Annotated in this window: 18 protein-coding genes; 10 read left to right on the forward strand and 8 right to left on the reverse strand. The window is 73.9% G+C overall.

What is annotated here, in order from left to right; translation table 11 throughout:
• The first annotated feature begins 26 nt into the window (after nt 1-26).
• Nucleotides 27-365 (forward strand): cupin domain-containing protein, encoded by a 339-nt coding sequence (locus tag CGE01nite_RS11955; protein ID WP_048341931.1) that lies wholly within the window; start codon nt 27-29, stop codon nt 363-365.
• Between the two features lie 29 nt (nt 366-394).
• On the opposite strand, the gene CGE01nite_RS11960 is transcribed toward CGE01nite_RS11955, so the two are convergent.
• Nucleotides 395-715 carry a hypothetical protein gene (locus CGE01nite_RS11960; protein WP_141371192.1) on the reverse strand — a complete coding sequence of 107 codons (321 nt, stop codon included), beginning with the start codon at nt 713-715 and terminating at the stop codon, nt 395-397.
• Nucleotides 715-1,236 carry a hypothetical protein gene (locus CGE01nite_RS11965; protein ID WP_141371194.1) on the reverse strand — a complete coding sequence of 174 codons (522 nt, stop codon included), beginning with the start codon at nt 1,234-1,236 and terminating at the stop codon, nt 715-717. The genes CGE01nite_RS11960 and CGE01nite_RS11965 overlap by 1 nt, the downstream gene beginning before the upstream one ends.
• A gap of 164 nt (nt 1,237-1,400) precedes the next feature.
• Here CGE01nite_RS11965 and CGE01nite_RS11970 point away from each other — a divergent pair, with 164 nt between their 5' ends.
• Both CGE01nite_RS11970 and CGE01nite_RS11975 read left to right on the forward strand, forming a co-directional pair.
• Nucleotides 1,401-1,889 carry a GNAT family N-acetyltransferase gene (locus tag CGE01nite_RS11970; RefSeq protein WP_048341928.1) on the forward strand — a complete coding sequence of 163 codons (489 nt, stop codon included), beginning with the start codon at nt 1,401-1,403 and terminating at the stop codon, nt 1,887-1,889.
• Between the two features lie 38 nt (nt 1,890-1,927).
• Nucleotides 1,928-2,794 (forward strand): hypothetical protein, encoded by an 867-nt coding sequence (locus tag CGE01nite_RS11975; RefSeq protein WP_141371196.1) that lies wholly within the window; start codon nt 1,928-1,930, stop codon nt 2,792-2,794.
• Between the two features lie 10 nt (nt 2,795-2,804).
• Here the strand turns inward: CGE01nite_RS11975 and CGE01nite_RS11980 are convergent, their stop codons facing one another.
• Together CGE01nite_RS11980 and CGE01nite_RS11985 are read right to left on the reverse strand one after the other, a co-directional pair.
• Complete coding sequence (locus tag CGE01nite_RS11980; protein WP_141371198.1) at nt 2,805-3,263, reverse strand: class I SAM-dependent methyltransferase; 459 nt, start codon at nt 3,261-3,263, stop codon at nt 2,805-2,807.
• A 175-nt stretch (nt 3,264-3,438) separates the two neighbouring features.
• Complete coding sequence (locus CGE01nite_RS11985; protein WP_048341926.1) at nt 3,439-3,753, reverse strand: hypothetical protein; 315 nt, start codon at nt 3,751-3,753, stop codon at nt 3,439-3,441.
• Between the two features lie 120 nt (nt 3,754-3,873).
• Here CGE01nite_RS11985 and CGE01nite_RS11990 point away from each other — a divergent pair, with 120 nt between their 5' ends.
• Nucleotides 3,874-5,712, forward strand: coding sequence for a lipase family protein (locus CGE01nite_RS11990; RefSeq protein WP_141371199.1), 1,839 nt, complete (start codon nt 3,874-3,876; stop codon nt 5,710-5,712).
• A gap of 4 nt (nt 5,713-5,716) precedes the next feature.
• On the opposite strand, the gene CGE01nite_RS11995 is transcribed toward CGE01nite_RS11990, so the two are convergent.
• Nucleotides 5,717-6,712: a permease prefix domain 1-containing protein gene (locus CGE01nite_RS11995; RefSeq protein ID WP_048341987.1), complete on the reverse strand. Its 996-nt coding sequence runs from the start codon at nt 6,710-6,712 to the stop codon at nt 5,717-5,719.
• A gap of 2 nt (nt 6,713-6,714) precedes the next feature.
• The gene (locus CGE01nite_RS12000; RefSeq protein WP_170210964.1) at nt 6,715-7,050 is read right to left on the reverse strand and encodes a PadR family transcriptional regulator; all 336 of its coding nucleotides are present in this window, start codon (nt 7,048-7,050) and stop codon (nt 6,715-6,717) included.
• Between the two features lie 635 nt (nt 7,051-7,685).
• On the opposite strand from CGE01nite_RS12000, the gene CGE01nite_RS12005 reads away from it, so the two are divergent.
• Nucleotides 7,686-8,825, forward strand: coding sequence for an SPFH domain-containing protein (locus tag CGE01nite_RS12005; RefSeq protein WP_141371201.1), 1,140 nt, complete (start codon nt 7,686-7,688; stop codon nt 8,823-8,825).
• Nucleotides 8,826-8,827: 2 nt separating this feature from the next.
• On the forward strand, nt 8,828-9,997 hold the full coding sequence (locus CGE01nite_RS12010; RefSeq protein WP_197080873.1) for a hypothetical protein: 1,170 nt from the start codon (nt 8,828-8,830) through the stop codon (nt 9,995-9,997).
• A 67-nt stretch (nt 9,998-10,064) separates the two neighbouring features.
• On the opposite strand, the gene CGE01nite_RS12015 is transcribed toward CGE01nite_RS12010, so the two are convergent.
• Nucleotides 10,065-10,613 carry a calcium-binding protein gene (locus CGE01nite_RS12015; protein WP_141371213.1) on the reverse strand — a complete coding sequence of 183 codons (549 nt, stop codon included), beginning with the start codon at nt 10,611-10,613 and terminating at the stop codon, nt 10,065-10,067.
• Nucleotides 10,614-10,720: 107 nt separating this feature from the next.
• Nucleotides 10,721-11,323, reverse strand: coding sequence for a phosphoribosylglycinamide formyltransferase (gene purN / locus CGE01nite_RS12020; protein ID WP_141371202.1), 603 nt, complete (start codon nt 11,321-11,323; stop codon nt 10,721-10,723).
• Nucleotides 11,324-11,513: 190 nt separating this feature from the next.
• Here purN and pstC point away from each other — a divergent pair, with 190 nt between their 5' ends.
• From pstC to CGE01nite_RS12040, 4 genes are read left to right on the forward strand one after another with little or no spacing between them, the layout of a single operon-like run.
• Nucleotides 11,514-12,608 carry a phosphate ABC transporter permease subunit PstC gene (gene pstC, locus CGE01nite_RS12025; protein ID WP_229747324.1) on the forward strand — a complete coding sequence of 365 codons (1,095 nt, stop codon included), beginning with the start codon at nt 11,514-11,516 and terminating at the stop codon, nt 12,606-12,608.
• The gene (pstA, locus tag CGE01nite_RS12030) at nt 12,608-13,870 is read left to right on the forward strand and encodes a phosphate ABC transporter permease PstA (protein WP_229747323.1); all 1,263 of its coding nucleotides are present in this window, start codon (nt 12,608-12,610) and stop codon (nt 13,868-13,870) included. Before pstC ends, pstA begins: the two co-directional genes overlap by 1 nt.
• Nucleotides 13,867-15,696: a phosphate ABC transporter substrate-binding protein PstS gene (locus CGE01nite_RS12035; RefSeq protein WP_229747322.1), complete on the forward strand. Its 1,830-nt coding sequence runs from the start codon at nt 13,867-13,869 to the stop codon at nt 15,694-15,696. Before pstA ends, CGE01nite_RS12035 begins: the two co-directional genes overlap by 4 nt.
• Nucleotides 15,693-18,245, forward strand: coding sequence for a type 2 periplasmic-binding domain-containing protein (locus CGE01nite_RS12040; protein ID WP_141371203.1), 2,553 nt, complete (start codon nt 15,693-15,695; stop codon nt 18,243-18,245). Before CGE01nite_RS12035 ends, CGE01nite_RS12040 begins: the two co-directional genes overlap by 4 nt.
• Nucleotides 18,246-18,354: the final 109 nt, after the last annotated feature.

An 18,354-nucleotide genomic window follows, 5' to 3' on the forward strand; every position in this document is an offset into this window, starting at 1 on the left:
GGCTACCGACTGACGAAGGGGTGCAGATGGCTGACCTTGTGGGAGCCGGGCGTGAGCGGCTGGAGGCGGCGCGGGCGTCCGCGCACGGGAGAGACGCGCAGCTCGTCGTGCACGACGGGGTGCTCCGGCAGACCGTGCTCGCGCTCGTCGCTGGTACCGAGCTCGCGGAGCACAACTCGCCGCACGCGGCCAGCCTGCAGGTGCTCGTCGGGCGGGTGCGCGTGACCGGGATCGACGAGTCCGAGGTGGCCGAGGGCGAGCTCGTCGTGCTCACCCACGAGCGGCACGCGGTCCTGGCGCTCGAGGACTCCGTCTTCCTGCTCACGACCGTCACCGGGCTCGAGCCCGGCCAGCGCACCGGCTGACACGCGGGCGCGGGAGCGCGGCCGGGTGGTCAGCCGGCGGAGGACGGGCCGGCGGCGAGCAGGGCCGCGAGCTCGTCGAGCTGCGTCAGGATCGCGTCCCGACCGTCGCTCTGCGGCAGCTCGGCGCGTGCGGTCGTCGGGAGATCGGCGACGAGCCCCACGAGCTCGGTGCGCTGCTCGGGCGTGAGGTCGTCCAGGCTGAGCATGCCGAGGTTGTACTCGCTGATCTCCCGCAGGATCTCGGCGAGCGGCTCGGACGCACGGTCGGCCAGCGCGTCGAGCGTCCAGTAGAAGATCGACGACGACGTGCTCCAGTCGCGGCCGTCCTCGAGAAACACCGTTCCCGCCATCACTTGTCTCCCACGATGACGACCTGGACGTTCGCCAGGCCTCTCACGAACTCGCGGACGAGCACCCGCTGCTCCTCGGTGAACTGTGCCACGTCCACCGGCACGACCTGCGCCTTCTTGAGGTGCAGCACGATCTGCTCCTTCAGCTTGTCCCACTGCTTGTCGAAGAACTTCGCCGGGAAGTTGCCCACGGCGTCGTAGGTCGTGCCGTGCTGGTCGACCCAGTCGTGCCGGGCGCCCGGCTCGGCGCGGCGCAGCCTGACCTGCCGCTCGTCGATGATCCGCCGAGCGGTCTCGTACTCCGACTGCCGGAACTTGCCGACGGCCGGGTCGAACGCGAGCAGGTACGCGGGGGTCCCGGGGGTCGGCGAGGCGGGCAACGCGTCGTCCGGGCCGAGGAACTCGCCCCCGACCGGGAGGTGGCTGAGCGGTGCCGGGGTCAGGGCCGGTGTGGCGGGGGTGGGGACCGGCTCGGGCTCGGGCGCGCTCGGTGTCGCGATCTCGTGCGTCAGCTCACTCACGGAAGGCCCCCTCCGCCCCGACCCGCGGACTGCGTGCCGGTGACGTGGGCCAGCCTCGCGTGCGGCCGGCGGCCCGTGCGTCGGTATCCACTACGCAAAGCGCCGCGTCGGTGTCCGCTGTGCAGAGCGCCGCGCGGCGCCCGGCATCCGTATCGTCGGCAGGCATGAGCACCGAACCGCGGCAGGCAGGCACCGACGACGTCGTGGCGATCCACGCGCTGCGCCGTTCGCTCGAGGACTGGATGGCCGCGCGCGGGATCGACCAGTGGCCCGTCGGCTCGGTTCCGCTCGAGCGCATCGCGGCGCAGGTCGCGGACGGGCAGTGGTGGGTGGTGCGGGACGACGACGGAGTGGTCGCCGCCGTGCGACTCGTCGGTACGGACCCGGAGTACTGGGGCGACGACGACGCGTCGGCGCTGTACGTGCACGGGCTCATGGTCGGGCGGCGCGCGTCGGGCTCCGGGCTGGGCCGGGCGCTCGTCGAGTGGGCGGACTCGCGGGCGCGTGCGGCGGGGGTGACGTGGCTGCGCCTCGACCACCGCGCGTCCAACCCGCACCTGGACGACGTCTACCGCTCGTGGGGCTTCGAGCCCGTCGCGCAGACGGGCCGGCCCGGGTTCGAGGTCGTCCTGATGCAGCGACCGCTCACCTGACCCCCACGCCGTCCGACGGCGCCGTAGGCTCGCTCGGCATGGGGGCCACACCGCAGCAGCCGAACCAGCCTGAGCCGAACCCGTCGCAGCCGCAGCCGTACCCGGGCCCGCCCCCGGGCCAGCCGTACGCGGGTCCGCCATCCTCGGGTCAGCCATCCCCGGGTCAGCCGTACCCGGGTCAGCCGTACCCCGGTCAGCCGTACCCCGGTCAGCCGTACGCGGCGGGGGCGACCGTGCCCTACGGGCCGTACGGAGGGCCGCCGCCGGGCGTGCCGCCGCGGCCGGTCAAGACGTCGCTCGCCGGGCCGATCACGCTCACAGCCGTGGGAGTCTTCCTGGTCGTCGCGACGATCGTCGTCGCGTTCTTCGTCGTGCGGACGTTCGTGTCGATCGTGCCGCTCGGCGTGCTCGACGGCAGCGGGAACCCGGGTTCGTCGTCGCTCGCGTCGACCGACGCCCCCGGCACGACGACCGCCACGCTCGAGCCCGGCTACTACGACCTGTACCTCGTGGTCCCGGCGAGCGAGCGCTACGCGAACCTCGAGAGCACGGCGCAGCTCACCGGCCCCGACGGCGAGCTGGTGACCGCCGAGCCGCCCGGCGTGAACGGCAACGCGAGCATGGGGGGCAGCCGCGCGTTCACCGTCGCGGGGTTCCGCGTCGAGTCGGCGGGCGAGTACACGTTGACGGTCCCGGCCGCGTCGTCCGACGACGCGCTGGTCGTGCTCGTCGAGGGACACGACGTCGCGGGCTTCGTCTCGGGTCTGCTGGGCACGGTCGGGGGCGTGTTCGTCGCGATCGGCCTGGGCGTCGTCGGGTTCGGGCTGACCGTGGGCGGTGTGATCTGGTGGGTGGTGCGCGCCAAGGCGCGCCGCCGGTCGCTCGCGGGACCGCAGGCCGCGTAGCCGAGCGGGGTCAGTGCAGGACCGCGCCCCGACGACGAGCGTGCAGCACGGCGGGACCGTGAGCGCCCGGTCCGTCGGGCGGGGCGGTCTCGACCGTCCAGTCGCCCGGGCCGAGCAGCGCCGCGAGCTCGCCCTCGCCCGCGTCGGCCCCGACGACGAGTGAACCGCGCGGTGCGACGAGCGCCGCGAGCGCGCAGAGCCAGCGGTCAGGTCGAGGAGTGACGCTCGTCGACGTCACGAGGTCGAACCGCTGCGCGGTGAGCCAGGTCGCGGGGTCGGCGCACACCCAGGTGAACCGGCTCGTCGCACCCGCGTGCTCCCGGGCGCGGTCGAGCGAGTCCTGCGCCGGGTCGACGACGGTCACGGTCCAGCCGCGCTCGGCCAGCACCGTCGCGTCGGTGCCCGCGGCGCCGACGACGAGCGCGCGCCCAGGGGTGAGTCCCGCGAACCGCTCGGCGACGCCGCTCATCAGCCGCTCACCTCGTCGTCGGGCGTTGTCACGCGCCCATCCTGGGCCCGGGACGCATGCGCTGTCGACGCCACGGGGTGGTGCCGTTCGGTGCTGCCCGTTCGGTGCTGCCCGGTCGGTGCGCGGGGTCGGTGCTGCTGCGGTCGGTGCTGCTGCGGTCGGTGCCGGCTGGCGGTCAGTCGCCCACCTGGAAGACCGTCGCCGAGCGGGGGCGGCGTGAGCGACGCCGGCGCCACGCGGTCCGGATCCACACCTCGCGGCCCTCGGCGACGGTGTCCTGCGTGAACCGGACCCGCTCGACGCGCCCGTCGGGGAACGTCACGACGGCCTGACCGGGCACGTCCTTGACCTTGTTGCGGCCGTAGCGACGGCCGTCGGATCGGGCCTCGAGCGCCTGGGCGTAGTCGGCGAGGGAGACGCCGCGCGCGGGCGCGGTGCCGGGGCGGTTCTGCACGCGCGTGACCGAGGCGCGCTGGTAGGTCGAGTGCATCGGGTTCTCCCGGGGGGAGTCGTGCGGCGGGGGAGCCGGCGGGGAGGGCGGCGACGCTGCCGCCCGGGTGTCGGGGAGGAGCGGGCCGTGGCCGGCGTGATACCTCGCTACGTTGGCGCCATGCCCGACGGCCCGCCCGCCCCCTCGGCCCCGACGCCCCCGTCGACCGGTCCGGGCGCGCCGGCGTCACCGGCTCGGCCGGGCTCGCGCGGATCGCACGGCGGGCGGACGCAGGCGCGGTTCGCGCGGTGGGTGCGGTTCGCGCTCGGGGTGCTGGCGGTGCTCGTCGGGCTGTTCCTGGCGTTGCGGCCGTTCTCGTCGCTCGCGGTGCTGCTGATCGCGGCGGTCGTGGGGCTCGTCGTCGCGGGCGGCACGCAGCTCGTCGCGGCGGGTCGGGACGGTCGCCACCTGCGCTGGGTGTCCGGTGCGCTCTACCTCGCGGCGGCGGTCGTCGTGCTGGTGTGGCCCGGTCCGACGATCCGTGTGCTCGCGCTCGTCGTCGGCGTCGCGCTCGTCGTCGACGGGGCCCTGGACCTGTGGGCGGGGGTGCGGGCGCGCGGGACCGCGCGGTGGAACGCGTGCCTCGGGGGCGCGGCGTCGGTGCTGCTCGGGCTCGTCGCGCTCGCGTGGCCGGACGTCACGCTGCTCGTCGTGGGACTGGTCTTCGGGCTCAAGGTGGTGATGCTCGGCGCGCGTGCGATCGTCGCGGTGACCACGGGCAGACCCGCCCGGGCGGGCGCTCGCGAGCGGGCGCGCCCGGGACGGTGGCGGCTCGGCGGCAACGCGGCGGTGCTGCTGCTGGCGGTCGTCGTCGCGGTGGTCAGCGTGGGGCTGCAGCGCGGAGCGCACCGGCCCGACGCGTTCTACACGCCACCCGAGGCCGTGCCCGCCGAGCCGGGACGGCTGATCCGCAGCGAGCCCTTCGCGGCGGACTGGGTCCCGGACGGCGTCGCGGCCTGGCGGATCCTCTACACCACGACGCGTGACGACCGGACGCCCGCGGTGGCGTCGGGGCTGGTGCTCGTGCCGCGGTCGTCGGTCGGTGCGGGGGCGCCGCCCGCCGACGTCGTGACCTGGGCGCACGGCACCACCGGCGTCTCGCCGGGCTGCGCGCCGTCCGTGCTCGAGTCGGGGCTCGCGGCCGGGGCGATGTTCGTCGCCGACCAGGTCGCGGCGCACGGCTGGGCGATGGTCGCGACCGACTACGTGGGCCTCGGCACCCGGGGCCCGCACGCGTACCTCGTCGGCGACGCCACGGCACGCTCGGTCCTCGACTCGATCCGCGCCGCGCACCAGCTCGGGGGCGTCGCGCTCGCGGACCGGACGGTCGTGTGGGGGCACTCGCAGGGCGGGGGAGCCGCGCTGTGGACGGGCGTGCTCGCGTCGTCGTACGCGCCCGAGCTCACGCTCGACGGCGTCGCCGCGCTGGCGCCCGCGGCCAACCTGCCGGAGCTCGTGCACAGCCTCGACGGCATCACGGGCGGGGAGCTGTTCGCGGCGTACGTCGCGGAGGGCTACACGAGCACCTACCCGGACGTGCGGTTCGACGACTACGTGCGCCCGGCTGCGCGCACGCTCGTGCGGGAGATGGCGCAGCGGTGCCTCGAGGACCCGGGCGTCCTGGTCTCGGTGCTCTCGACCCTCGTGCTCGACAAGCCCATCTGGGACGGCGACCCGGACCGCGGCGCGCTGCACGACCGCCTCGCGCAGAACGTGCCGTCCGGCCCGATCGACGCGCCGGTGCTCGTCGGGCAGGGCGCCGACGACTCGCTCGTCCTGCCGGCCGCGCAGGACGCCTACGTGCGGGCGCGCTGCGACGCCGGGTACGCCGTGGACTACCGCACCTACGCGGGGCTCAACCACGTGCCGCTCGTCGAGGCGGGCTCGCCGGCGATGCGCGACCTGTTCGCCTGGACGGGTGCCCGCTTCGCGGGCCAGCCGGCCGCGGACACCTGCTGAGGCGTCACCGCACCCGGCGTGCCTTGCGGAACCCGTCGAACGTGTCCCACAGCCCGCTGCCGACGAACACGAACGCCAGCACGGTCGCGACGATGCTCGTGACCTCGGCCGCGTCCCCCTCGACGAGCGCCGGGAAGAACTCGGGGTTGACCAGCCGGTCCTGCGCGTAGAGCCACAGCACGCCGACGACGAGCACCAGGTTGAGCACCGCGTTCGCGGCCGCCAGCGGCATCGTCCAGCGCCGCCGCGCGTACACGGTCACCGCGATCAGCGCCTCCGCGGCGAGCAGGACGAACAGGCCCGTGGTCCACACCGGCCACAGCGAGGGGTCGAGGAACGACTCGTCCGTCTGGCCCGTCACGACGACGCCGCGCGCGTGGTCCCAGAGCACCGCACCGGCGGCGAGCGCCAGCAGCCCGAGGGTCGCGACGAGCTCGCCCAGACCCGTGCCGGTGTCCTGCTTCTCGGGCAGCTTCTCGACGCTCCACGGCGCGAGCGGCTCGTGGTCCGCCCGCGACGTGCGCTCGACGACCGCGAACACGAGCGTCGTCCAGAACGCGAGGTGCACCGCGACACCGATCGCGGTGACGACGACCGAGCCGACGACCGAGCCGAACGAGTCGCCGTCGAGCGCGCCCCCGAGGGCGACCGCGAACGCCACGCAGGGCACGACGATCGCGAGCAGGAGCCTGAGCAGGCGCGACCACGCCAGGAAGAAGCGCGGGCCGATCAGGTGCAGCGGGCGGTCGGTGTAGCCCGCGGCGAGCGCGTCGGGGTCGCCGAGCGCGGTCAGGACGGCGCGCTCGGCCGCCGCGGGGTCCGCGCCCTGCGCGGCGCGCGCCTCGACCTGGTCGTCGATCGACGCGCGCAGCTCGGCGGCCACGTCGGCGCGCTGCGCGTCCGGCACGGTGCGCGTCGCGGCCTCGACGTACCGCGCGGTCAGGCTCGCGTCGGTGAGGGCCTCGCTGGTCGCGCCCGGGTGGGCTGGGGTGCGGTGCATGGTCACTCCTTGTCGGGCAGGGCGTCGACCGCGGCGGCGATCGCGCGGAGCTCGTCGGTCAGGGTGCGGGCGAGCTGCCGGCCGGCGGCGCTGGTCCGGTAGAACTTGCGCGGCCGCGACTCGTCGGTGTTCCACTCGCTCGTGAGGTGCCCCTGCTTCTCCAGGCGGCGCAGCAGCGGGTACAGCGTGTTGGCGTCGGTCTCGAACCCCCGCGCGGCGAGCTCCTCGAGCAGCCCGTACCCGTAGCCGGGCTGCTCCAGCAGGCGGAGGCAGGCCAGCACGACCGTCCCCCGGCGCAGCTCCTGCCGGTGGATCTCCCACGTCTCGTCGTCGGTCACACAGACACAATACTGTGTGTCGCACATCATCGTCCAGCCCCAACATCACGCACCCCATCCAGACCGACCCAGCACCTCCTCCGGCCACACCACCGCTCACCCGGCGCAACCCCTGGGTCGCGGCGGGTATGGCTGCCCGACCCAGGGGTTGCTCCGGCGTGCGCGCCCATCGCCCGGAGCAGTCGCTGGGTCGCGGTGGGGGTGGGTGCGCGACCCAGGGGTTGCTCAGGCCTGCGCGCCCGTTGGCCGGAGTAGGTGCTGGGTCGCGGTGGGGGTGAGTGGGCGAGGCAGGGGTTGCTCCGGCGTGCGCGCCCGTTGGCCGGAGTAGGTGCTGGGTCGCGGTGGGGGTGGGTGGGAGTGGGGGGTGGTTGGGGGTGAGGTGGGGTGTGGGGCGGGGGGGGACAGGCCGGTGTGGGGTCGGCCGGTCGGGTGAAACGCGCCTCGTCGGCCTGGTGATCAGCGGGTGAAAGTCATGATCAGGCAAAGAAGTAGTGGACGGCGTGCGTCTGACCTGCGAGGCTGCTCCGTTCGCCGCTGGACGGTCGGGACACCGGCCACCACGGGGGACACCCGACACGTCCCCGTGCGCTGCCAGCACCGATGCGCACGGACCGGCCTCGACGAAGGAGCAACGCATGGGCTTTGCGGACAAGCTGCGCGGTCAGCTGATCGACATCATCGAGTTCCTCGACGACTCGCGGGACACGATCGTGTGGCGCTTCCCGCGGCAGGGGAACGAGATCAAGAACCAGGCACAGCTCGTGGTCCGTGAGGGTCAGGTCGCGGTCTTCGAGAACGAGGGCCAGATCGCCGACGTCTTCGGCCCGGGCCGGTACGTGCTCGAGACGAAGAACCTGCCGATCCTCACGACGCTCAAGGGCTGGAAGTACGGCTTCAACTCGCCGTTCAAGGCCGAGGTGTACTTCGTCGCGACCCGTCAGTTCACGGACTTCAAGTGGGGCACGCAGCACCCGATCACGCTGCGCGACCCGGAGTTCGGCATGGTCCGCCTGCGGGCGTTCGGCACGTACGCGCTGCAGGTCGCCGACCCGTCGGTGCTGCTGCGCCAGCTCGTCGGGACGGACTCGAACTTCCGCACCGACGAGATCGGGGAGTTCTTCCGGCAGAACATCATCGGCCACCTCGCGCCGGCGATCGCGAGCTCGGGCATCCCGATGCTCGACCTCGCCGCGAACCAGCAGTCGCTCTCCTCGAGGCTCGCGCCCGCGCTGAGCGCCGAGCTCGCCGAGTACGGCGTGACGATCCCGCGGTTCGTCATCGAGAACGTCTCCCTGCCGCCCGAGGTCGAGGCCGCGCTCGACAAGCGCACGCAGATGGGCGTGCTCGGCGACCTCGACGCGTACACGAAGTTCCAGACCGCGACCGCGATCGGCGACGCCGCGAACAACCCCGGCGGCGCGGGCGAGGGCCTCGGGCTGGGCATGGGCATGGCGATGGGCACGCAGATGGCGCAGACCATCGCGCAGTCCAACCAGGCCCACCAGGCGGCGCCCCAGGCCGCGCCGGCCGGACCCCCGCCGCTGCCCGTCACCGACGAGCTCTGGTACTACGCGACCGGCGGCTCGCAGGTCGGCCCGGTGACGCCCGAGGCGCTCGCGCAGCAGGTCGGCGCGGGGCAGGTCACGCGCGACACCCTCGTCTGGAAGCAAGGCATGGCCGCCTGGACCGCCGCGGGTGAGGTGCCGAACCTCGCCGGGCTGTTCCACGCCCCGCCGCCGCTGCCGCCGACGGCCGCCCCGACGCCGGGCGCCTGACCATGACGCACGACTCCTTCGCGCCGCCGCCGCTCCCGCAGGACACGACGGCCGGTCCCTGGACCGACACGCCCTCGACCGACTCGACCCCGACCGCCGCGACGGCCGGCTGGGGCGAGGACTCGGCCGCCGTCGAGCGCGGTCGCTGCCCGGTGTGCGGTGCGGCCCTCGCGTACGGCGCGGGCTCCTCCGCGCTGGTCTGCGGCTCGTGCGGCCACCGCGTCGAGATCACGCACGGCGACGACGAGAGCGTCTCCGAGCACTCGTTCGAGCAGTGGCTCGCGCACAACGACCGCTACGAGGTCGCCTCGATCGGCGGCCAGGTGCTCGCGTGCGACGGCTGCGGCGCGAGCACCGAGACCAAGGACGTCGCCGGGCACTGCCAGTTCTGCGGCGGGAACCTGGTCGCGTCGTCGAACCCCGAGGGCGTCATCCCGCCCGAGGGCGTGCTGCCGTTCCTGGTCGACAGCCGCGCCGCGCGCGACAACTTCACGAAGTGGGTGCGCTCGCGGTGGTTCGCACCGGGCGCGCTCAAGCAGGTCGGGGACACGGAGTCCATCCGCGGGACCTACCTGCCGCACTGGACGTTCGACGCCAACACGACGAGCGACTACACGGGCCAGCGCGGCGAGCACTACACCGAGAAGCAGGGCGACCAGGAGGTGCGGCGCACGCGCTGGCACCACGCCAGCGGCCGCATCCGCAACACGTTCGACGACCTGCTCGTCCCCGCGTCGACCACGCTGCCGCGCAACCGGGTCGCCAAGCTCGGCCCGTGGACGCTCGGCGAGGTCAAGCCGTACAAGGCCGAGTACCTCGTCGGGCACTCGGCGGTGCGGTACGACGTCGACCCGCAGGCTGGGTACGTCGAGGCGAAGCAGACGATGGACGACGAGATCCGCGCCGACGTCAAGCGCGACATCGGCGGCGACGAGCAGCGGATCCACCACATCGACACCACCTACTCGCAGGTGATGTTCAAGCTGATCCTCCTGCCCATCTGGATCGCGACGTTCATGTACGCCGGCAAGCAGTGGCAGGTCATGGTCAACGCGAACACCGGCGAGGTCGTCGGGGACCGCCCCTACAGCGTCCCGAAGATCGTCGCCGCGGTCGTGGTCGGGCTCGTCCTGGCCGGGGTGGCGTTCTGGCTGTTCAACCGCGACGGCTAGCGCCCGCTTCACGACGACGGCGACCTCCCGGGGGTGGGGGGTCGCCGTCGTCATGCTCAGCCGGTGCTCAGTCGTCGTTGCCGTACGTGTGCTCCCAGCGGTCCTCGACCGCCGGCGAGACGCTGCCCTGAGCCACGAGGTCCGTGCCGCGGCCACCGCTCAGCGCGTCGGTGTCGCGCCCGCCCTCGAGCAGGTCGTGGCCGTCCTGGCCCCACAGCTTGTCGCGCCCCGCCTCACCCTCGAGGTGGTCGTTGCTCGTCCCGCCGTAGAGCCGGTCGTCGCCGGTGCCGCCCTCGAGCTCGTCCTTGCCGGCGCCGCCGTCGATCCAGTCCGCGCCCGAGCCGCCGTCGATCTCGTCGTGGCCCGTCCCGCCGCAGATCGTGTCGTCGCCACCGTTGCCGTCGATCTCGTCGTCGCCCCCGAGCCCGACGATCACGTCAGCACCCGACGTCCCCTCGATCTCGTCCGCGGCGCCGGTCCCGACGATCGTCGCGGCCTTGCCGTGGCACGTGGGGACGGCGGCGCTCGCGGCCGTGCCGCCGACCACCGTCAGGGCGAGCCCCACGCCGAGGGCTGCGACGCCCGTCGTCCACGCGAGCACTGGCTTCTTCGTCATGGTCACTCCTCAGTCGATGGCAACCCGTCGTGCACGAGGGAACCGGCCGGCGATGAGGCGCACGTGAGCGCTCCGTGAGAGAACCCTCATCTGACGCGTCGGTGCGGTCAGCGGAAGTGGGTGGCGAGCCAGTCGAGGAGGAGGGACTTCTCGGCGGCCTGGACGCGGGTGCGCAGGGAGGCCACGTCGTCGGACGGCTCGACGGGCACGACCGCCTGGGCCAGGACGGGACCCGCGTCGTACTCGGCCGTGACGATGTGCACGGACGCGCCGGTCTGCGGGGCGCCGTCGGCAAGGACCGCGGCGTGCACGCGGTCGCCGTACATGCCCTGGCCGCCGTACGCGGGCAGGAGCGCGGGGTGGGTGTTCACGACGAGACCGCTGAACGCGTCGAGCGTGCGCGGACCGAGCTTCTTCATGTAGCCGGCCAGCACGACGAGCTCGACGCGCGCGTCCGCGAGCGCTTCGACCATCGCGGAGTCGAGAACGTCCGGGTCGGGGTGCGTCACGCCGGACAGGTGCAGGGTCGGCACGCCACGGGTGCGCGCGTGCTCGAGCGCGCCCGAGCCGCTGTTGTTGCTGATGACCAGGGCGACCGTCGCGTCGATCGTCGTCCCGGCCGCGTCCATGATCGCCGCGGCGGTGGACCCGGTGCCGGACGCGAGGATGGCGAGGCGCGCGCGAGGGACGTCGGAGGTGGGGGAGGTCACGCGCACAGCATAGGAGCGGCTCGTCGTCGGGCGATTCTCCCGGTCGCACGCAGGTGGCCACCCGGGCGACCCCTGCCCGCCCCGGAGCGTTCGTCGGCGCTTCACCTGGCGGTGCCATCGTCGCAGCGCCCCGGCGGCTGCCGGGTCCCACGACGACCGGGCGGACCCGGTGGGAGGAGCGCAGCGCGCGATGGCCGTCGTGCCCGTGCTCGTCGGCACCCGCCCCTTCGGGAGTGCCTCCGCGGAGGCGGACGGCGGGGGAGAGCCTCCGACGATCCCGCCCGCACCGCCGCCGGCCATCCCCCCTGCGCAGCAGGACGAGCCGCGCCGGATCGGCACGCGCCGCTCGGGCAGCGACCGCGTGTTCCGCGCGGTGCTCACCGCGAGCGGTGTCGGGGTGCTCGTCGTCATGGCGACCGTGGGGCTGTTCCTGCTCGCCCGGGCGTGGGACGCGCTGCGCGTGGCGGGGTGGGGGTTCCTCACCACGCAGGCGTGGGAACCGGACTCCGGGAACTTCGGGATCGCCGCGATCCTCGTCGGGACGGTGCTGATCGCGCTCGTGGCGATCCTCGTCGCGGTGCCGTTCTCGCTCGGTGTCGCGCTGTACATCAACGAGTTCGCGCCGCCGCGCATCAAGCCCGCGCTGACCAGCGTGGTCGACCTCATGGCCGCGATCCCGTCGGTGGTGTTCGGCCTGTGGGGCTTCTTCTTCCTGCAGGGGCACGTCACGGGGCTCGCACGCTGGCTGTCGACGACGTTCTCGTGGTTCGGCCCGTTCCAGGTCCCCGGGACGGACCCGACCGACCCGCTCGCGACCGCGACCGTCTACACGTCGTCGACGTTCATCGCGGGACTCGTCGTCGCCATGATGATCACGCCGGTGATCGCGTCGATCATGCGCGAGGTGTTCTCGCAGGCGCCCGTGGGTGAGCGCGAGGGGGCGCTCGCGCTGGGCTCGACGCGCTGGGGGATGATCCGGTCCGTCGTCCTGCCGTTCGGCAAGGGCGGCATCATCGGCGGGACCATGCTCGGGCTCGGCCGCGCGCTGGGCGAGACCATCGCCGTCTACATGATCATCTCGCCGGTGTTCGCGATCCAGTGGCACGTGCTCGCGAACGGCGGCAGCTCGGTGTCCTCGCTCATCGCGCTGCGCTACGGCGAGTCGACGCCGTTCGGGATGTCCGCGCTCATGGCGGCCGGTCTGGCGCTGTTCCTGATGACGCTGGTCGTCAACTTCGTCGCGTCGTCGGTGGTCGCGCGCTCGCGTTCGGGGGCGAGCAGCTGATGAGCACGACGACGAGCACGACGAGCACCGGGACGACGAGCACCGGGACGACGAGCACAGGCACGACGAGCGGGGCGGAGACCCGGCGTCAGCTGCGCGGCATCCGGCTCGGCGACCTGCTCGACGTCGTCGGCGCGGCCGTGGCCGCGTTCGCGCTCACCGGGCTGCTCGCCTCCCAGGTGCTGCCGATCAACCACCCGATGGGCTTCGGCGCGGTCGGGGTCGCGCTGTTCGTCCTGCTGTACGCGCTCCTCGTCGGGCTGACGGAGAGCTCGGTGATGGTCCGTGACCGGCTCGTGGCGGTCGTCGTGCACGGGCTCGCGGGGGCGGTGATCCTCGTGCTCGCGTTCGTCGTCGTGTTCACCGTCGCGCGCGGCGCGAGCGCGCTGCCGCACCTGAACTTCTTCACCGACGACATGGCGCAGGCCGGTCCGCTCGACCCGCTCGACCGTGGCGGGATCTGGCACGCGATCGTCGGGACGCTGCTGCAGATCGCGATCGCGCTGGTGATCACCGTGCCGCTCGGCCTGCTCACGGCACTGTTCCTCAGCGAGATGCCCGGGCGGCTCGCGCGGCTGGTGCGCACGGTGGTCGAGGCGATGACCGCGCTGCCGTCGATCGTCGCGGGGCTGTTCGTCTACGCGACGCTGATCCTCGCGCTCGGGGTGCCGAAGTCCGGCGTGGCCGCGGCGACCGCGATCAGCATCATGATGCTGCCGATCATGGTCCGGTCCTCGGACGTGGTGCTGCGGCTGGTGCCCGGGACGCTCAAGGAGGCGTCGTACGCGCTCGGCGCGGGCCAGCTGCGCACCGTCACCCACGTGGTGCTGCCCACCGCGCGCTCGGGCCTGACCACGGCGGTGATCCTCGCGACCGCGCGCGGCATCGGCGAGACCTCGCCGGTGCTGCTGACCTCGGGCTTCACGGCCGCGCTCAACGCGGACCCCACGCAGGGCCCGATGGTCTCGTTGCCGCTGGCGATCTTCCAGTTCGTGAAGTCACCCGAGCCGACGATGGTCGCGCGCGGGTTCGGCACGGCCGCCGTGCTGATGCTCCTGGTCCTGCTGCTGTTCGTCGTCGCGCGGGTCGTCGGCGGACGCACGCCGCTCACGGTCGACGCGCAGCGTCGCCGCCGCGAGCAGCGCCGCGCCGCGCTCGCCGCCGCGTGGCGGTCCGAGCTGCAGCGCACCCGCGCCCTGCTGCGTCGGGGCCGCGGTCAGCGGCCCTCGCCCGTCCCCGTCGCTCTCGAGGAGATCCCGTGAACCGCACCACGCGCACCACCCTCGCGGGGGTGCTCGCGCTCGTCGTCGCCGGGCTCGGCGCCGTGCTCGCGGCGGTGCCCGCGAGCGCCGCCGACTCCTACGTGCCCGTGAACGGCGCGGGCTCGTCGTGGAGCTCGAACGCGGTCGACCAGTGGCGGCGCAACGTCGAGCAGTACGGCATGCGCATCAACTACGCGAGCACGGGCTCGTCCGACGGGCGCAACCAGTTCAAGGCCGGGACGGTCGACTTCGCGATCACCGAGATCCCGTACGGCCTGACCGACGGCGGCGTGGTCGACACGCCGCCGACGCGCGGCTTCGTGTACCTGCCGATCGTCGCGGGCGGCACGGCGTTCATGTACAACCTCACGGCGGGCGGCAAGCGGATCACGAACCTGCGGCTGTCGGGCGAGGCGGTCGCGGGCATCTTCGCGGGGACCATCACCTCGTGGGACGACCCGGCGATCGCCGACGACAACCCCTCGATCCAGCTCCCGAAGCGCAAGATCGTGCCCGTGGTCCGCTCGGACGGCTCGGGCTCGACCGCACAGCTCACGACGTGGCTGGCCTCGCAGCACCGCTCGGTCTGGGACGCGTACTGCAAGGCCGCGGGCCGCTCGACCCCGTGCGGCGTCACGTCGACCTACCCGGTGATCCCGGGCCGCGGCTTCGTCGCGCAGCCCAACTCCCAGGGGGTCGCGGGGTACGTCGCGCAGACCGGCAACGAGGGCACGATCACCTACGTCGAGTACTCGTACGCCCTGAAGACCGGCTACCCGGTGGCCAAGGTGCTGAACCAGGCGGGCTACTTCGTCGAGCCGACCGCCTCGAACGTGGCCGTCGGGCTGCTCAAGGCGACGATCGACACCGACGAGGGCTCGCCGACGTACCTCACGCAGGACCTCACCGGGGTGTTCACGAGCGCCGACGACCGCACGTACCCGTTGTCGTCGTACTCCTACGTCGTCGTGCCGACCGGGACCGAGAACGGCTTCACGACCGCGAAGGGCTACACGCTCGGCGCGTTCGCGAACTACTTCCTGTGCGAGGGCCAGCAGCAGGCCGAGGTCCTGGGGTACTCGCCGCTGCCGATCAACCTCGTCAAGGCGGGCATGGACCAGATCGGCAAGATCCCCGGCTCCACGACCGTCACCCTCGACGTCGCGAAGTGCCACAACCCGACGTTCTCCTCCGACGGCAGCAACACGCTCGCCACGAACGCCCCGCACCCGTCCGCGTGCGACAAGCGCGGCGCCGACGAGCAGTGCGACGCACCCACCGGCGGTGCTCCCGGCGCGCCGGGCGGCGGCGGTGACGGCGGCAAGGGCGGCGGCGGCTCGGGCAGTGGCTCGGGCGGCGGCGGGACCGGTGGCACCGGCGGGACCGGCGGCTCGGGGTCTGGTGGCACCGGCGACGGGACGACGGACCAGGGCGGCACCGGCGACGGCACGGGTGGCACGGACGGCGTGAACGGCGGCGCCGGCGGCTCGGGTGGGCAGGGCGGGAGCAACGCCGGCGGGTGGGGCGCGCTCGCGGGCGGCGGGCCGGTGATGTGCGAGGACGACACGGGCGTGTGCACCAACGTCGTGGCGATGCCGGTCGAGACCGCCGCGGGCACGACGAGCGGGGTGAACCCGTGGGCGGTCGTCGCGGCGGGGGCGCTGGTGGTCGCGATCGTCGTCGTGCCGCCGCTGGTCGCGCGCGGCGCGGCGGTGCGGGCGGCGCAGGCGGCGGACGGTCCGGGCGGCTCGTCGCGGCGTGCGTCACGGCGTGCGTCACGGGTGAGCCGGCGGCGCGCGCGTCGGGCCGCGGCGGGTGCGGCGTGACCCCGCAGCGCCTGCGCCGGTTCGGCGCGTGGCTCACGGCCACGGGCACGCTCGTCGTCGCGCTGGGGGCGGGGATGCTCGCCGCGGCCGGGGCTCCGGCCGGGGCCGCGGACCGCACCCAGACCGGCAGCTCGCACGTCGTGCAGGCATGGTCCGACGCGTCGGTGGTCGGCACGCGCGACTCGTCGGACGACGACTACGCGACGTTCCGTGACCTCGAGGTCACGGTCAGCCAGACGCGGGACCTCACGCACCAGGGGGTCGTGGTCTCGTGGTCGGGCGGGCGCCCGACGAGTGCGGGCCGGTTCGCGACGAACTTCCTGCAGGTGATGCAGTGCTGGGGCGACGAGGCCAGCGGCCCGACCCCCGAGCAGTGTCAGTGGGGTGCGCCGAACCCCGCGCTGTCGTCGCTGCTGGGCGACCGCGTGGGGCTGCGCACGCTCAAGGCCGGGGAGGACGAGCGGCAGGCGTACGACGCGGCGCACCAGGTCCCACCGCCGATCATCAACCCGAACCTCAAGGCGTACGCGATGCCGTTCACGCCCGTCGGCGGCACGCCGGTCACCGACGTCGCGGACTACTTCACGCCGACCTCCACCAACGAGATCACGGGCGCGCGCACGGGCGACGACGGCACCGGCGCGGCCACCTTCGAGGTGCAGACCGCGCTCGAGGCACCGCACCTCGGTTGCGGCGAGGCGCGTGGGTCCGGCGCGGCGCGCGCGTGCTGGCTCGTCGTCGTGCCGCGTGGCGAGCTGCTCGCCGACGGCACGTTCGCGCAGGACACGCCCTCGGGCGCGATCGCGGGCTCGCCGCTGTCCGCGTCGAACTGGGCGAACCGCATGGTGTTCCCGCTGCAGTTCTCCCCGATCGGGTCGTCGTGCCCGATGGGCAGCGCCGAGCAGCGCCTGGTCGGCAACGAGCTGTTCTCCGCCGCGATGACGTCGTGGCAGCCCGCCCTGTGCCGCACGGGCACGACGTTCGGGTTCTCGCAGGTCGGGGACGACGAGGCGCGCGCGCAGCTGGTCTCCACGGTCCCGGGTGCCTCGGGCTTCGCGGTCGTGAACGAGCCGGTGCCGAGCGAGCCGACAGCGGGCGCCGAGGACCCCGTCGAGGACACCGGCCTGCGTTACGCGCCGCTCGCGCAGGGCGCGATCGTCATCGCGTTCCAGATCGACCGCGCGCTGCGCGCCGACAGCCCCGACATCGGGCGGGCGGGCACGCCGGTCGAGGACCTCGTGCTCAACGCGCGGCTCGTCGCGAAGCTGCTCACGCAGTCCTACCGCGCCGACGTCCCGGGCGGCGGCACGACCGCACCGCTCACGACCAACCCGCGCAGCATCGTCAACGACCCCGAGCTCGTCGCGCTCAACCCCGAGCTCGCCCAGCTCGTGGCGACCGCCGCGCCCGAAGGCCTCCTGGTGAGCATCGGCTCGTCGGACGCGTACGCGCAGCTGTGGCGCTGGATCGTCGCGGACCCGTACGCGCGCGCGTTCCTGCAGGGCGAGCCCGACGAGTACGGCATGCGGATCAACCCCGTGTACGCCGCGCTCGACCTCGCGGACGACACGAGCCTCGACAGCTTCCCCAAGTCGGACCTCACGACGTACCGGCAGGACGAGACCGTGCCGGCACCGGGCTACGGCACCCTCGACCTGCGGCCGTACACGCAGGACATGGCCGACGCCGCGGTGCGCGTGCAGCGCGCGAACGCCGGCGCGAAGGTCGTGTGGGAGCCGAACAAGGTGCCGCCGTCGTTCGTCTCGTCCGGAGCGCAGCTGCCGGGTCAGCGGTTCGAGCTCGCGGTCACGGACCTGACCTCCGCGCAGCGCTACGGCCTGCGCACGGCGCGGCTCGTGAACGCCGCGGGCCAGGCGGTCGGTGCCGACGACACGAGCATGCGCGCGGCCGTCGACGCGATGGTCCCGACGCCGGTCGAGGGCGTCGTCCGCACGGACCCGGGCACCCGGGTGCTGGGCGCCTACCCGCTGACGCTGGTCGAGTACGCGGGCGTCGCGGTCTGCCGCGCGGACGACGAGCAGCGCGGCGACTACGCGAGCCTCCTGCGCTACGCGGTGACGACCGGGCAGCAGCGCGGCGACGCCAAGGGTCTGCTGCCGCGCGGCTACCTGCCGCTCTCCGAGCGCGACGTGCAGCGCACGCTCGACCTCGCCGAGACCCTCGAGGACGACGCGCAGCTCGCGCAGCTGTGCCCGGCGGAGCCGAGCCCCGCCCCGACGCCCACGCCGACCCCGACGCCCACCGCGACGCCGACCACGGCACCCGCCCCCGACCCGGCGGCTCCGGCAGCCCCGCCCGCCCCGGTCCGACCCGCGCCCACGTCCACGCCCGGGTCGACCCCCGCGCCCGCCGCCGACCCCGACACGGGCATCGCCGAGCCGGACGCGCCGCTGACGGGCGCCGCACCGCTCGGGGCCGCGCGGCTCGCGGTCACCGGGTCCATGGAGCTGGGCGCCGCGTGCGCGCTGACCGGGCCGGTGCTCATGCGTCGGGCGCGCGTGCTCGCGGCGCGTGAGTCGTCGCATTGAGCGGCGGAGTTCGTGCCGTGATGACGGGCCGTTGTCAGGCGCGCCACCTGGCGTTCGCCTGCGATTCCTAGGTTGACCTGCGGTGCGGCCTGACCGCGCCGGCACGACC

It is taken from the genome of Cellulomonas gelida, assembly GCF_006538725.1.
In the GTDB taxonomy this organism is placed as follows: domain Bacteria; phylum Actinomycetota; class Actinomycetes; order Actinomycetales; family Cellulomonadaceae; genus Cellulomonas; species Cellulomonas gelida.